Source organism: Synergistaceae bacterium (assembly GCA_017540085.1).
Lineage (GTDB): Bacteria > Synergistota > Synergistia > Synergistales > Aminobacteriaceae > JAFUXM01.
In genome coordinates this window covers 1-15,235 of the sequence record JAFYBQ010000019.1, presented here as the reverse complement: position 1 = coordinate 15,235, position 15,235 = coordinate 1, and the positions used below count along the sequence as shown (strand labels likewise).

Below are 15,235 nucleotides of genomic sequence, written 5' to 3'. Positions count from 1 at the left end.
TTTTTCACGACAAGTATACAGCATTTCCCCCTCACAAAGCCTGCAAGGGGGATGACTCATTGTATCCTACGTAATCGGGGCGGGGTTGAATATGCACAGGAAGTTATGCAGCCCGTACTGCTCTGTGTATGGTTTCTTGACTCCGCTTGCAACGTCAACAATAAAATTGAACAGCTCCGTTCCGACTTCAGCAATCGTTTTTTCTCCCGTAACGACAGCCCCCGCGCTTATGTCGATAACGTCCGGCCACTGTTCTTTCATTTCGTTGCGCGAACAGACTTTTATCACAGGAGCCGCCGCAAGCCCGTAGGGAGTCCCGCGCCCCGTCATGAACACCTGAAGTCCGATCCCGCTGGCAAGCTGGCACGGCCCGCACACCATATCACTGGCAGGAGTCGCCGCGTAAATCATTCCGTGCTTTGTGGGACGCTCGGCGGGGGACAATACCTCGACAATCGGACTCGTTCCTGATTTGGCGATTGATCCCATCGCTTTCTCTACAATGTTGCTCAGTCCGCCCTTCTTGTTGCCTGGTGTAGGGTTTGCGCTCCTGTCGACATTCCCCGCGTCAAGATAATCATCATACCAGCGCATTTCGTCCGCGAGTTTGTTCTTGACTTCCTCACTTACGCACCTTTCCGCGATGAAGTGAACGCCGTCTCTTACTTCTGTTACCTCGCTGAACATCACAGTCGCCCCCGCCTGAACGAGCATATCAGCCGCATACCCCGCAGAAGGATTCGCACTGACTCCCGAAAATGCATCGCTGCCCCCGCACTGCATTCCCACAAGCAAATCACTTAGCGGCAATTCCTCGCGCCGTCTCTTGTCGAGTGCCTGTAATTTCTTCTCGGCCATGTCCATTATCGCCGAAATCATAGCATTGTAGCCCTTGCATTCCTGAAGCACTATGACATTTTCGGGCGTATTATTTTCAGGGTCAACAAGCATATCAACCGTCAATTTCTCACAGCCTAGTGAGACTACCATTAATTCACCGCCGAAATTTGGATGACGGGCAATATTTCTCAGGGCGCGAATCGGGAATTTTGCGAACGGGGCATTAATTGCGACTCCGCAGCCGTAAGCATGATTCACAGCTACAACGTCATCAACATTCGGGTACTTGGGCAAGATTTCATTCTTGATTCTGTTCACGGCAACGTCAAGTACTCCCTGCACACACTGTACTGTTGTCTGAATGCCGAGAATGTTGCGTGTTCCCGCGTAAAAGCCATCGGGATTCCTGTAGCCCATGAAAGTTTTTCGGGGCGCAATGGGCAAATCAGTAACAATATTTTTCCCGTATGTCATATTGTCGACAGAAGGCGAGACGGGCAGGCGTAACATATGCTCATTTATCCATGCACCGCGCTTTATCGGGTCAAGAGCATAGCCGAGAACAACGCCGTAGCGTATGATTTCGCCGTCTTTGGGAATGTCGGACAATGCAAATTTGTGCGCCTGCGGAATGTCGTCAAGAAGCACAAGACCGGGCATAATCTCCGTGCCTTTGGGCGTGTCGTGCGTAACTACTGCTACATTGTCGCGGTCTGTCAGTTTCACGTAATCGCGCAAAGTTTTCCCCTCCTCTGAAATTTTTTGTGGAATGCGGATATTTTACCCTATAATCGGTGTGATTAGAGTCCCGTTTTCGTCAAACGATAAATTTTCCGGCTGACTCTCTGCTGTTAATCCCACAAATTTTCCGGCCATGACATCACGATAATATGCCTCGCTCATCATGATATGCCCTATGTGAAGGCTGTTAGGGATTCGAATGACTCGAACGTTATTTTTGTCGATTCCCGTACATGTACGTATGCACATCTGCACCGCTTCTTTGTCGGTTGACACTACGCAGGGGATTCGCGCGCTTGCTAATACGGTTGACGTTATGCAGTTAGGGTACATCATTTCGGGGTCTATAGCGTCATAGAATCTTTTTGTGATTACGCTGGCGAGTCCGACTCCCAAAGCATTCCCATGACTCTCATTACTCAGCCGCAGGAAGCAAGTCCGCTGAACTTTCACGCCTCCTGAGGCGTATTCGGTCGAGAAAGTCCCGGTAATATTCGGGTCTACTCCTGTCCCGCTGTAATTCTTCCCGGTCTCGTCAACAATCAGAACATCACACTCGCCCGCGATAATTTTCGGCATGAGCGAGAAAGCAAGCCTCAATAATTCCGGCTCACGTGTCATAATGTCGTGTGCGTCAACAGCTTCAAGCCTGAAAGTTTCATCATAGGCATTCTCAATACACGGCAGGGCGAAAAGTACGGATGCTTTGTCGATTATGACTCTTGCGATTGACGGTATATTTTCGGCGATATGAGCCATTCCTGCGCCGTGAACCTGCTCCGCGCCTTTCTGTTTTCCGAGACCTACAGCGAGCATTTTGCACGGGCCTGATTCATATTTCCCCCTGAAGGCGTTATGAGGCTTGATACGGCAGGAGACTATTATCCCGTCCGACTCGTAGGCGTTGCGGTCAATGTAGACATCCTGCCCGGTGTCAGAGAGGCCCAAGTGTATAACGTCCATGCTTGAGCGAATCTCACAGCCCATAGAGTCCGGGGTAATGCCGTAGCCTTTGAGGACTTCAAGCTGTCCTTGGGCTGTTGCGCCTCCGTGGCTGCCCATTGCGGGAACGATGAAGGGAATTGCGCCGCGGGACTTCACGAAATCGGCGATGGCTTTTGTGATTATTGCGACATTTGCGACTCCGCGGCTTCCTGCTGTGATTGCGATGTTCATTCCGGGCTTGATTTTGCTGGCGAACGGTTCGCGTGATAACTCTGCGGAAATTTTCGCGGGAATGTCTGAGGGTGATATTGATTCGTGCGGGAAAATTTGTTTTGCGCGGAACATTTTCGGGATTTCGACTCCTGCCAAGAGTTTTGAGACTGTACCGCCCTGTATAATTTTCATGATTGAGCCTCCTTTACCTGCTGTTCATAACGGACATATAAAGCAATGGGATAAAGCACACGGGATTTTCGCCCATCATCACATTGACTTTGCCATTTTCCCAGACAACATTGAATTTTGCGCTTCCGAGCTGATACAGGATGTAATATTTTCCGTTCTTTTCGCCGCTCCATTTGGGAGAGAGTCCCATACTCTTTAGCTCATCCTGCCAGGCTTTGACTTGTTCGAGGCTCATTCCGCCAAGTTGTATGAGAGATTCTGAGGGAGGCTCTTCAAGTTTTGAGCGCACAGCCGGAATTTTCACACCGTCATTTTTCTTCCAGAAGTAATGAACGTCAGCATTTTTCATCCATAATGGTATGGGTACATACGGCGGCATGTCTGAAATAGGCATGATGTTTCGGCGGATTGCTTCCCAGTCTTTTTTTTCTACAGCGTCTTTCATCAAGTAAAAGCTGTGTGTTGATTCCCCGACAATTTTTGAAGATTCCGTGAGATTTTCGATTAAGTCCTGCTCTAAAACTTGCATATGTGCTTCAATTTTCTCCAGGGACTCAGTTTTTTTTCTTTGACGGGAGCGGGTCTGCGGGCAATGTTTTTCGAGAAGGGCATTGAATTTTCTGGTAATCTCGCTGTCATTAAGACTCGTCAGCGCATAATCAGCCATATTCGCAAGGGAACGTATTTCGTAGTCCGCACATTTCCGGGCATTTGCCGCGATTCTCATGCCTCTTTTCCAGCCGTCTTTGAGGAACACTTCAAGCATGAGTGAGTTGTTCAAATTAATGCAGTCATTAAGAATTGTCGTCTGCGTTGCTTTGAACGCCGGGCCGAGGCTCTCAAGGAAGCTCACATCAATTCTCCGCCTCATGAATTTCTTGTAATCGTCCGCTGTAATTTCGGGCTTGGGAAGTCTTGTTTTCTCTATGTCTGATTTCGCTATGACCAGTGCCGCCCGTGCGAGCTGCAAATTTTCCCAGTTTTTTTCACTGTCAAACCTGTCAATATAGTCAATCACCCACTGAATATCGCCGCAAATAGTTTCAGCGCAGTATATATATCCGAGAAGGTCATTAAGCAGCCTTACTTCTGACGGGGCTTCAGCGCATGATTTCCCCGGCGAAAAAACGAAACACGCCGCAATGAGAACAGCCGCAAAAATATTTTTCCTCATGCAATATCATTCCTCACTTTGATTTTTCTGGTTATATGCCTCGAACACGCCGCAGGAATCCATAGCCCTGATTTGTTCATCCCTTTTTCCCCGGAGGCTTGCGAGAGTTACTTTTGCCTGCTGTACATTTTCGCCATTCAGGTGTTCATTCTGTTTGGGATGGGACGAGAAATTAGACGTGTACTGCCGCGCCTTTGCTGACTCGTCATCATATTTCCCTGCGATATGCGGAGAACATACGATCTCATAGAGCGTTGCGGAAATTCCCGCGTCAATCTCAAGAAGTCCCCTGAGAAGCTCAATATATCGACTCCCGTAATAACGCTTCGCCCAATCATCAGTCATCACAAACTCCAGAACGTCAGCTAATTTCCCGTACTCCTCCCCGCGCTTGTCCGGTAGTGTCAGAAGCTCTTCACACTCTTGGCGGCTCATCGGTTCTCTTGACCATGGAATTACCTCTCCCGTTTCCATCATGTCGGACAAATATTGAAGTGATACATTGCTTTCCGTTGATGAACTCAAATACGCCTGAGTCCGTTTGTACGAGCGAAAATACTGGCTGAAGTCTGACGGATTATCGGCGGCGGTGTCTGCTAGGGCGCGGAGTCTTTCGTATTGCGATCCTGCGCTGGAGTACGCGATTAAGGCACGATCCATGACGTTTTCCGCAAGAAATTCATCATAGGGCGGGGGCATTAACAGCCTTACAATGATTAAGACGGCGGCGGCGAATGACGCAAATATGATTCTCTTTCTCTTTCTTTCTCTCGCGTTCCTTGCGATGAAGTCATCAATATCGAGCTTCAGCAATGTTGCTATCACTCTGATAAAAGCCTCATGCATTCTGAATTTCTGCAAGTCAATTCCGAGCAGCTCCTGTTCTCGCGGCAGTGCCAGTATTGTGGGCGGGAAACATTCCGTATCGGGGTCTCCTGAATGCGGGACTCCCTCAACAATGAGGGGGATAATGTGATTGATCCTTCCGCTGTCGATAAAGTACTTCACTTCATCATTAACGTACTGTGATTTTGCGCTGCTCGGCGAGCATATGAGGATAATATAATTTGAGCGGTCAAGATTTGCCTGAATGCCTGTCCATAATGTGCCTCTTGCTACAAGGTCTGACTCATCGATAAATACGGGGCTAAGTTTCTTGGGCAGATTGGGATTTGATTTCCGCAGTGCTGACGGAAGATGATAATGTTCTAGGTGCTTATGTAATTTCTTGGCTATTTTCTGATCTTTGTGGCTGTAGCTTATGAATGCGTAATACTTGAAGGATTGATTTTCCGGCATGGCGCAATTCTCCTTTGTCGGGAAAAATATCCCCCTGCCATTTCTGACAAGGGGAAAAATTTTCGTGTTTACCTTACGAGGCAGGGTTTCTTGTTGTCGAACTTCCACCCCGGAATAAGGTACTGCATTCCGATTGCGTCATCTCTTGCGCCGAGTCCGTGTTCGAGATACAGCGCATTTGCCTTCTTGACCTGCTCAATGTCGACATCAACGCCGAGTCCCGGCTTCTTGGGAAGGTCAATGCACCCGTCCACAATCTGCATTGGCTCAACGGTGAGTCTCTCGCGTCCTTCCTGCCAAATCCAATGTGTATCGATTCCGTTCATACGTCCGGGGATTGCCGCCGCGCACTGTACGACCATAGCAAGCGAAATGTCAAAATGATTGTTGCTGTGGCAGCCCCACATGAGTCCAAAGTCTGAGCATAGCTGCCCAACTCTCACGCTTCCGTTCATTGTCCAGAAGTGCGGATCTGCTAAAGGAATGTCAACCGCCTGAAGTATAAGCGCGTGGAACATCTGCCGCCAGTCAGTATTAATCATGTTCGTAGCAGTCGGCATCATTGCGGCTTTGCGGAACTCGGCCATGACCTCGCGCCCGCTGAATCCGCCCTCAGCACCGCAGGGGTCTTCACAGTAAGCGAGGCACTCTTTCAGCTGAGGGGCAATCTCTAACGCTTCTTTGAGGCTCCAGCATCCGTTAGGGTCAAGATCGACTCTTGCGTTCGGGAATGCCGCCTTTATCGCCTGTACTGCTTTAAGCTCCTCTTTCGGGGGGAGGACTCCTCCTTTGAGCTTGAAGTCCTCAAAGCCGTATTTCTCGTGCGTGGCTTTTGCGAGGGCTACAATTTTCTCCGGCGTTAATGCTTCCTCGTGGCGGAGTCTGTACCAGTCGCAGGGGGAGTCGGGTTCTTCCTCGTAGGGGAGATCTGTTTTCTTTCTGTCGCCGATGTAGAAAAGGTAGCTGAGGAATCTTACGCGCTCACGCTGTACACCGTCGCCCATGAGAGCCGCGGCGGGAACGTCAAGAAATTTACCCATGAGGTCGAGCAGGGGAGCTTCAACCGCCGTAACAACATGGACTCCCGTGCGTAAGTCGAACGTCTGAAGCCCGCGAACGTCATCCTTGATATTCTCATCGAGCCATTTGCGGACTTTGTTCAACGTTGCTTTGTAGTCGGCGATTCTTGTGCCTACAACAAGGTGCTTGATGTCCTCAAGTGCTTTCGTGATTTTCTGTCCTCCGGGGACTTCACCGCAGCCGAGATTCCCAGCGGAGTCCTCAAGTATTACGATGTTACGCGTGAAGAAAGGCCCGTGCGCCCCCGATAAGTTAAGCTCCATGCAGTCATGGCCGGCGACGGGGTAAATGTCCATCTTCTTTATTGTCGGTATCATTCTGTTTGTCCTCCTTTAGTCTTTAACGCCCATTTTCTCCAAAGCTCCGCCCTTCATGTTGTCATAAATCGAATACCCTAAGAATATTACGATTAACGCCCAAATCACGAGGGCTATAGGTCTCTGGAAGAACACCGCCAAATCGTAATTGTTGCCCTTCACGGCCTCGATAAAATATTTCTCCAAGTCTTTGCCGAGAATGAATCCGATTAAGAACGGTGCTGTAGGAAGTCCGATCTTGTTCATCACGAATCCGATTACGCCGAAAAATAACAGGCACCACACATCAAACATGACTCCCGAACGTGTCGCATAAGCTCCGACAATGCACATCAGGAGGATTACGGGATACATTCTCGCGCTTCTGACTTTGACGACCTGAGAAATCAGCTTTATCGGGAAGAACATTACGATGAACATTAAGACGTTGCAGACGACAAGGGCAAGAAGTATCTGATTCCAGATGTCCGGGTTCTGCCCAATGAAGAGCGGCCCGACCTGAATCCCCTGTAACAGGAACGCGCCAATCAGCACCGCCGTTGTAGCGTCGCCGGGGATTCCGAGTGAGAGTAACGGCACTAATGCACCGCCCGTGAGTCCGTTGTTTGACGACTCGGAGGCTATGAGTCCTTCAGGCGCACCCTTGCCCATCAATTCGGGATGTTTGGAGAAGCTCTTTGTCTGACTGTAGGCGATTAATGACGCGGCACTTCCTCCGACACCGGGCAAAATTCCCATGAATGTCCCGAACAATGACGAGCGAATCACGTTGACCCACTGCCCTTTGAAGTCTGAGAACGAGAATTTTTGCGCCCCCTCAACCGTAACGCCCTCGTCAAGATTGTTGCTTTGCATTCCCTTTTCTGCCTCCTGGAACATCTGAGCAATCGCGAAAAGTCCTATCAGCAGGGGAAGTAACTGAAATCCGCTCCGTAATTCATCCTTCAGGAAGTCGGGTACCATTCTCATGCGGTTATTCATTGAGAGTTCACCGACAAGACTCAGCAATACACCGAGAAAGCCCGCAAAGACTCCCTTTGTCATTGAACCTTTCGAGAGAGCCGCGATAACAGTCATTGCGAAAAGGATAATCAAAAATTTTTCGATGGCCGAGAACTTTATCGCCATTCTTGCCAGCGGAGGAGTCAGCAAAGCAAGCACTATCAGCGAAATCATCCCGCCGAAAAATGACGCAGTGATTCCGATTTTGAGCGCACGTTCAGACTCTCCGCGCCGTGCCATCGGGTAGCCGTCAAAACCTGTGCAGACGCTTGACGGTGTGCCGGGTACGTTGATGAGAATCGCGGGGATTAATCCGCCTGAGATTCCGCCGACATAAAGACCGAGAAGCAAATACAGAGCCGGAACGAGCGAGAATGCGTAAGTCATGGGAAGGAACACGGCAACGGCCATTGTTGCGGTCATTCCCGGTATTGCACCGAATATTATCCCTATTGCTGTTCCGAGAAGCGCGAGACCTACATTAAGCAGCATGATAATTTTTCCCTCCCATTACGGCAATGTTATGTTGAAGACCTTGAAGAACAGATACCAGACTCCCCAAGACCCGGCCAAAGCTATTACTGCTGAGATTAATACGCTCTTTGCCTCGAATAATTTTCCCGGCTTCATTTCAAACAGCACATTGAACAGGAAGATGAATATCACGCTCGCCCATGCGAAATGTAGAATCGGCAGGCAAATTATGTAGAGGACGAAAAGAATCACCGAACCCCATAATTTCACCTTGTCATAATTTTCGCGGAAGAAGTGATAGCCCTTGAAGTTGATGAACGGAGTCCCTTCCTTTTTGCATTTGATTGCGCGCTGAATGAGTATGATTACGAGAAGTATTCCGCAGATTGTGCCGATAAGGTACGGGAAAAAGAAATGCATGTTGCGGATTTTTAGCCATTCCCTTAGCATTTGCTGCAACTTTAACACGCCTCCTTAGTATGTATAAATGCCCCCCTGCCCTCCCCTTTCGCAGGGGAGGCAAGAAACCCGGCGAGTCTCTCGTCCCTCCTGTGAAGGGGGGATTTAGGGGGGTAAGTCCCGCTAATTTACTCTAAATCTTCAATGTTGGGAGCTTCTGAAAGTACTTTCTTGATTGCGTCGCGCTTTGCGTAGATGAACTCTTTTGCTTCCTTGCTGGGAAGTGTGTTGCCTGCGTAAGTCATTTTGGCCATGTCGCTCTGATAGTCGGGGTCAGCCTGCATTTTCGCTACGGCCTCGTCAAGCTCCTTCACAACCTCGTCCGGCGTTCCCTTGGGAAGGTAGATGAGGAAATCTTTTGAGAAATACGCGGGTTTTCCGTCCATCGTAATTCCCATGTCGCCGTAAACGGGAAGGTCATTGCGCCCGGGAACTTTGTCCATTATTCCGACATACTTCAACGCTAACTGCTCGTCAACGCCGTCAGCTGTGTACTGGAGGAATGAGCTGTAGTCCCCGAAAATTACATCTGCGTTGTTGTCCCAGAGCTGCTGAAGTTTCGTGTCAGTCGATCCGCCGAGAACAAAGCGTATCTGATTCGCGACATTCTCGCCGTATGCGTCTTTGAGCCACACGTAATAGATGACGAATCCGAGATTGCTTACGCTCCCAAGCTCAACGGATAATCTTACTGTGCGCGAGGAGTCAGCCTTGAGCCACTCGGCAAGCTCCTTCATGTCGTTGTAGGGGGCGGATTTCTTTGCGGCGAAACAGGAGCCGGGGTTCTGTCCAACGCGGGGGCCGATTACCATATTTTCGAGGTCATATTCAGGGCCGTAGCTCCCGAACAAAACGCCCAAATATGTCATATCGTGGAAGATCATGAAAGTCATTCCATCGGGGGCGGCTGATTTGATTGTGGCGAACGCTTCATTCGCGCCAATTGGGTCAACCTTTGAGCTGCACTTGAGATATTTCTGCAAGTACCTGTTCACGATGTCGGCCATCATGTAGCTGTCTCCTGAGACCGCCGTAGAGCCGATGACGATTCTGACGCGCTGACCGTCATACACTGAGGCCATAGCCATAGGGCTGAAGCACAGCACGAAAACGAGAACCGATGCAATAAACTTCTTGCTGAACAAAATACATCTCTCCCTGCTATATTTGATTGTGTAATAAATTTTGGATGTTGAAATTATAGCATAGGGCAAAAAAAAAACAGCCTCCGTATGATTCACGAAAGCTGCAATTTATGTGATTGCCATGATGAGTCCTCTAGCCGTCGCCGAAAAGCCCAAGAATGTCGGACAGGTCAACAGAATCATTCTGTTCCTCAACGCGTGATTTTATGGCTGAAGTTTCATCCTCAAGTTTTTTCCGCGCCTGAAGAATGCTGATTGCCTGCTCCAATTGCTTTATTGCCGCGTCCCTGTAGCCCTTGTCGTATAACATCATGGCCGCGTTCGTGATGTACCCGCCCAAAAACGCCTCGTACTTTCGCGCCTCAGCCTGTGAGGATTCGCCCTCGCTGAATTTTCCGGTGTAATCCCGCGCGAATTTGTCGGCCTGCCATGATAGTAACTCTTTGCTGATTGCGGCAAGCTCGTCAAGCATTTTGTCGAACTCTGTTTTTGTTGAAACTTTGTCCACATATCTCTCGCCTGACGTGAAATCATAATTGAGCTGGGAGCCGCTGTAATCTTTCGTTGATGTTGTAGCGTTTTCGCTGTCTGATTCTGTCTCCGGCTCTGTTTCTGACGGCTCAATTTCCGGCGGTATATCTGTTTCTGACGCGGCATTGAGCAAATCATTTTCATCAAAATCATCATCCGCGCTTGAAATGGCTTCCTGCGAGTCGGTATCAGGGGTCGAAACGATTTCCGACGGTACTTCCTGTGTAACGGTCTCAGGAGTCGAAACGATTTCCGGCTGTGTAACTTCCTGCGTAACGGTCTCAGGAGTCAAAATTTCCGGCGGTACTTCCTGCGTAACAGACTCAGGAGTCGAAAATTCCGGCGATACTTCCTGCGTAACGGTCTCAGGAGTCGAGATGATTTCCGGCGGTACTTCCTGCGTAACGGTCTCAGGGGTCGAAACGATTTCCGGCTGCGCTTCCTGCGTAACGGTCTCAGTAGTCGAAACGATTTCCGGCTGTGTAACTTCCTGCGTATCAGTCTCAGTAGTCGCAAAAATTTCCGGCGGTAAATCTTCCTGCAATGCTTCAGTTTCGGGGGCAAGCTCCGATTCAATCCGCTGAATTTCGGTCTCTAACTCTTCAAGCTCTGGCAGTGAGTCGGACTCCGGCGGCGTAAATTCTTCCTCTTCCGGCTCAATCTCCAGCACTGACCCCGCGTCAACCGTAATAATTTCCGGCTCCGGGACAAAATCCGGCACAACAAGTACAACTTCTTCCGCTTCCCGCGTCCGCAAGTCAATGAGCCTGTGCAAGTCCTCAATTTGTACAGGGGTAAACTCTTCTTCCGGCTCTGTCTGTTCCTCAATTACAGGCGGTATAAATTTTGCCCGTTCGGTTTCAGGCTGTAATTTCTTCTTGAGCAGTGCTGCGCGTAGGAACGGCATAGCTTAATCATCCCTCAGCGCGAGAGTCATTAACTCGTCAACGCGCTTCACGAATCCGGCAGGGTCATCAGGCAATTCACCTTCAAGAATCAATGACTGGTCATAAAGCACCCTCAGAATATCCGCGGCCTTGTCCCGGTCATTTTCCGCAAGCCCTGAAAGTTTCCTGACAGCAGGGTGTTCCGCGCAAAGCTCCAAGACTCTTTTCTGCGGAGGAACAACACGCCCCGCCGAACGCATAAGCCGCTCCATCTGTAACGACATTCCCCCCGGCCCATCACGGAGACACGCGGGAGTCCCTGTCAGCGTAAGAGACGGCCTCAAGTCCGACAGCTTATCGGGGAAAATCTCAAGCGCAAGTTTCTTCAGAGGCTCAAATTCCGCGCCAAGCCCTTTGAGTTTCTCGTCATTGGCTTTCTTCTCGTCATCGGTATACGGCGTAACATCATCGCTTGCGACATTCAGCCAGTCTTTTGACCCTTCCGGCAGAATGAAATTTGCCTGAGACAGCAGAAACTCATCAATTGGATCTGTCATCAGCAGGACTTCATAGCCTCTTGACGTGAACGGCTCAATTTTCGGCGACGCTCTGAGGGCTGAAACGTTGTCATTCCCCGCGAGGCAGTATATACCCTTCTGGCCTTCCTTCATTCGCGACTCGTATTCCTCGATTGTCGTCCATCCGTCATCGTGAGTCGTCCTGAATATCATTAGGGATAATATGTTCTTTGCGTTCTCTGAGTCCTGCGCGATTCCCTCCTTGAAGATTCGCCCGAACGCCGTCCAGAATTTGACGTACTTCTCCCGGTCATTCTCAAGCATTTTCCGTAACTCGGCGAAAACTTTGCGCTGTGTGCTTCGTCTGATGATTCTTGTGATTGGGTCATCCTGCAAAATTTCGCGGGATATGTTCAGCGGGAGGTCTTCTGAGTCGATTACGCCGCGGACGAATTTCATGTACTGCGGGATTAAGTCCTTGCAGTCGTTCATGATGAAGACGCGGTTGATGTACAGGCTTATTCCGCCGGAGTCGGGGTTCATGAAGAAGTCAAACGGAGCTTCAGACGGTATGAACAGCAATCCCTTGAAGTTTGTCGATCCTTCCGCGTTAATCTTTATGCGCGTCAACGGCTCGCGAAAATCGTGCGTAAGGTGCTTGTAGAAGTCTGTATATTCTTCCTCTGACACTTCATTTTCGGGACGCTGCCAGATTGCCTTCTGGGAGTTTATGATTTTGTCTTTGAAGTAAATCGGCCATGATATGAAGTCCGAATATTTCCCGATGATGTCTCTTACTGTCCATTCGTCAAGATAATTTTTCGCGCCTTCCTCCGGCTGTTTCATGAAAAGTTTGACCGTTGTCCCGCACTCACTGCGCTGTTCTGTGTCCTCAACCGTGAATGAGCCGTCCCCGTCTGACGTGAATTTGTATGTCTCTCTGCCGCCTAATTTTCGGGTGATTACTTCTACTTTCTCTGCGGCCATGAAGACAGAATAGAACCCGACTCCGAACTGGCCGATTAATTCCTGCTGAGTGTTGGAGTCTTTTGCGGCTTTGAGAAATTCTTTCGTGCCGGATTTGGCGATAGTGCCGAGATATTTTATTATCTCATCGCGGGACATTCCGATTCCGTTGTCGCTTACCGATAAAGTTTTAGCGTCCGCGTCAATTTCTATCTTGATTTCGGGATTGGTATTCTCTGCTAACTCTGTGTCCTTCAGGCATTCGATCCGCCGTTTGTCGAGCGCGTCAGATGCGTTTGATATAAGCTCGCGCAAAAATATATCTTTGTTCGAGTAAACCGAGTCGATCATCATCCGCAGTAACTCGGCGGCTTCAGACTGGAAATAAAATTTTTCTTCGCTCATTATCTTTTACCATATTTCAAAGCCGGAGGCAGAATCATACCCCCGGCCCTGTCAGTTTCTCATTGTTACCTGTTACGCTTCTTCGGTCTTCATTTTCACGACCTGGCGGCCTTTGTAGTATCCGCATGACGGGCAGGCGTGATGTTTGAGCGTTACTTCTCCGCATTTCGGGCAGGCCATTGTGGCAGGCGCGCTCAATGCTCCGAGCCAGTTGGCTTTTCTCTGTGATGTGCGGGCATGAGATACTTTTCTTTTCGGTGTTGCCATGATGATTAATCCCCCTGTGATAATTATTGTTCGCTGTTGAAATTCCGCAGTGCCTCAAGTCGCGGATCAATGTCATCATCCACGCATGAGCATGTTCCCTCATTGAGATTTTTCCCGCAGACGGGGCATAATCCTTTGCAGTCGTCCCGGCATAATATTTTCGTGGGAAGCAATGTGTAAATGCTCTCTCTTATCTGCGGCATAACGTCAAGAACCCGGCCGAAATGCTGAACTTCAACGGGCATAAAGTCGTCAAAGCCTTCTAGCTCTTCAGCACTGCGCGAACAATAAAGATACCCTAATTCCCCCGATATTTCAAGATTTGCGGGCGACAGACACCGGGCGCATTCTCCCTCAATATTTGCCGACACCGAAATGTTCACCAGCAGGAGTCCTTCCTCAATCCAGCGCGACAAGGCCGAGACGTGAAAACCATCCGGGAAAATAAATTCCTGCCCGTCAAAATTCAGGAGGCCGTCAGAAAAATCCCATTCCGCAAAAATTTCGGCCTCCGTGTCATTCTTAGGCGGGAGCGTCAGCAGTGCTTTCTGTGACTCGTGGAAAAGGCTACGCAAATGCTATTCTCTTTGTCTCGCGGGCAATCATTAATTCCTCGTTCGTGGGAACTACCATTACCCTAACTTTTGAGTCATCCGCGCTGACTGTGGCTTCTTTTCCGCGAATGTTGTTCTTTGCGGGGTCAATCTTAACGCCCATAAATTCGAGCTTCTTGCAGACTCCCTCGCGTGTGGCCGCGCTGTTTTCGCCGATTCCAGCCGTGAAAACGATTACGTCAAGCCCTCCCATCGCTACGGTGTAAGCCCCGATGTATTTCGCTATGCCGTACTCTAACATGTCGATGGCGAGTCTTGCGCGGTCATTTCCATTCTTGGCGGCTTCCTCAACGTCGCGCAAATCGCTGCTTACTCCCGAAATGCCGAGGAGTCCGCTCTTCTTGTTCATAAAGTTGTTCATCTCATCGGCTGTATATTTCGTGATGTTCTGCACGAACGGAACGCACGCCGGATCCATGTCGCCGGTGCGTGTTCCCATGAGAACGCCCGCAAGAGGAGTGAGTCCCATTGACGTATCTATGCACTTGCCATTCTTGACGGCTGATATTGAGCTTCCGTTACCGAGATGGCATGTAATCATCTTGAGCGACTCTAACGGTTTGCCGAGAATTTCCGCTGTCCTTAGCGCGACAAAGTGATGGCTTGTCCCGTGTGCGCCGTAACGCCTTACGCGGTGAGTCTCGTAGAACTCCCAGGGAAGGCCGTACATGTATGCGTAATCCGGCATCGTCTGATGGAATGCCGTATCGAACACAACGACATTCGGGAGCTTGGGCAGCGCGTGCTGAATGGCCTCGATTCCCATGATGTGGCCGGGATTGTGGAGAGGCGCAAGCGGAATGCACTGGCGGAGGCCGTCCATGACTTTATCGTCAACAAGCACTGACTCTTTGTAGAGGTCGCCTCCTGAGACTATGCGGTGTCCTGCTCCGGCGATTTCGTCAAGCGATTTCAGAACGCCGTGATTCTCGTCAAGTAAAGCCTCAAGCACGAGCTTCATTGCTGCTTTGTGGTCTTTGATAGGAGTCTCAATCTTGAAAGGATCCGCGCCTGTCTTGCGGTGAGTGATATTTGAGCCGTCTATGCCGATTCTGTCTACAAGTCCTTTTGCTGAGACTGACTCGTCTTCCATGTCGAATAACTGATACTTGAGGGAGGAGCTTCCGCAGTTGATTACGAGAATTTTCATGACGTTTAGAGAAACC

13 protein-coding genes are annotated in these 15,235 nt (G+C 49.7%); all 13 read right to left on the bottom strand.

Annotated features, from left to right (window positions below; all coding sequences use genetic code 11):
• Positions 1-66 precede the first annotated feature (66 nt).
• The 13 genes from garD to IKQ95_03405 all read right to left on the bottom strand — a co-directional run bounded on the left by garD (position 67) and on the right by IKQ95_03405 (position 15,219).
• Positions 67-1,578, bottom strand: a complete 1,512-nt coding sequence (gene garD / locus IKQ95_03465) for a galactarate dehydratase (protein ID MBR4195753.1) — start codon at positions 1,576-1,578, stop codon at positions 67-69.
• Positions 1,579-1,620: 42 nt separating this feature from the next.
• Entirely contained in the window at positions 1,621-2,931 is a 1,311-nt protein-coding gene (locus IKQ95_03460; protein ID MBR4195752.1) for a DUF2088 domain-containing protein, read from the bottom strand.
• A gap of 13 nt (positions 2,932-2,944) precedes the next feature.
• Positions 2,945-4,105 carry a hypothetical protein gene (locus IKQ95_03455; protein ID MBR4195751.1) on the bottom strand — a complete coding sequence of 387 codons (1,161 nt, stop codon included), beginning with the start codon at positions 4,103-4,105 and terminating at the stop codon, positions 2,945-2,947.
• 6 nt (positions 4,106-4,111) lie between these two features.
• Complete coding sequence (locus IKQ95_03450) at positions 4,112-5,404, bottom strand: toll/interleukin-1 receptor domain-containing protein (protein ID MBR4195750.1); 1,293 nt, start codon at positions 5,402-5,404, stop codon at positions 4,112-4,114.
• A 68-nt stretch (positions 5,405-5,472) separates the two neighbouring features.
• Complete coding sequence (gudD, locus tag IKQ95_03445; GenBank protein ID MBR4195749.1) at positions 5,473-6,801, bottom strand: glucarate dehydratase; 1,329 nt, start codon at positions 6,799-6,801, stop codon at positions 5,473-5,475.
• 15 nt (positions 6,802-6,816) lie between these two features.
• The gene (locus IKQ95_03440; protein MBR4195748.1) at positions 6,817-8,295 is read right to left on the bottom strand and encodes a tripartite tricarboxylate transporter permease; all 1,479 of its coding nucleotides are present in this window, start codon (positions 8,293-8,295) and stop codon (positions 6,817-6,819) included.
• An 18-nt stretch (positions 8,296-8,313) separates the two neighbouring features.
• Positions 8,314-8,736, bottom strand: coding sequence for a tripartite tricarboxylate transporter TctB family protein (locus tag IKQ95_03435; GenBank protein ID MBR4195747.1), 423 nt, complete (start codon positions 8,734-8,736; stop codon positions 8,314-8,316).
• 128 nt (positions 8,737-8,864) lie between these two features.
• Complete coding sequence (locus IKQ95_03430) at positions 8,865-9,881, bottom strand: hypothetical protein (GenBank protein ID MBR4195746.1); 1,017 nt, start codon at positions 9,879-9,881, stop codon at positions 8,865-8,867.
• Between the two features lie 133 nt (positions 9,882-10,014).
• Positions 10,015-11,319 carry a hypothetical protein gene (locus IKQ95_03425; GenBank protein ID MBR4195745.1) on the bottom strand — a complete coding sequence of 435 codons (1,305 nt, stop codon included), beginning with the start codon at positions 11,317-11,319 and terminating at the stop codon, positions 10,015-10,017.
• Positions 11,320-11,322: 3 nt separating this feature from the next.
• Complete coding sequence (gene htpG / locus IKQ95_03420; GenBank protein MBR4195744.1) at positions 11,323-13,188, bottom strand: molecular chaperone HtpG; 1,866 nt, start codon at positions 13,186-13,188, stop codon at positions 11,323-11,325.
• A 72-nt stretch (positions 13,189-13,260) separates the two neighbouring features.
• Positions 13,261-13,455: a 50S ribosomal protein L32 gene (gene rpmF, locus IKQ95_03415; GenBank protein MBR4195743.1), complete on the bottom strand. Its 195-nt coding sequence runs from the start codon at positions 13,453-13,455 to the stop codon at positions 13,261-13,263.
• A gap of 23 nt (positions 13,456-13,478) precedes the next feature.
• Positions 13,479-14,030, bottom strand: a complete 552-nt coding sequence (locus IKQ95_03410) for a DUF177 domain-containing protein (GenBank protein MBR4195742.1) — start codon at positions 14,028-14,030, stop codon at positions 13,479-13,481.
• Positions 14,023-15,219 (bottom strand): acetate kinase, encoded by a 1,197-nt coding sequence (locus IKQ95_03405; protein MBR4195741.1) that lies wholly within the window; start codon positions 15,217-15,219, stop codon positions 14,023-14,025. The genes IKQ95_03410 and IKQ95_03405 overlap by 8 nt, the downstream gene beginning before the upstream one ends.
• Positions 15,220-15,235 lie beyond the last annotated feature (16 nt).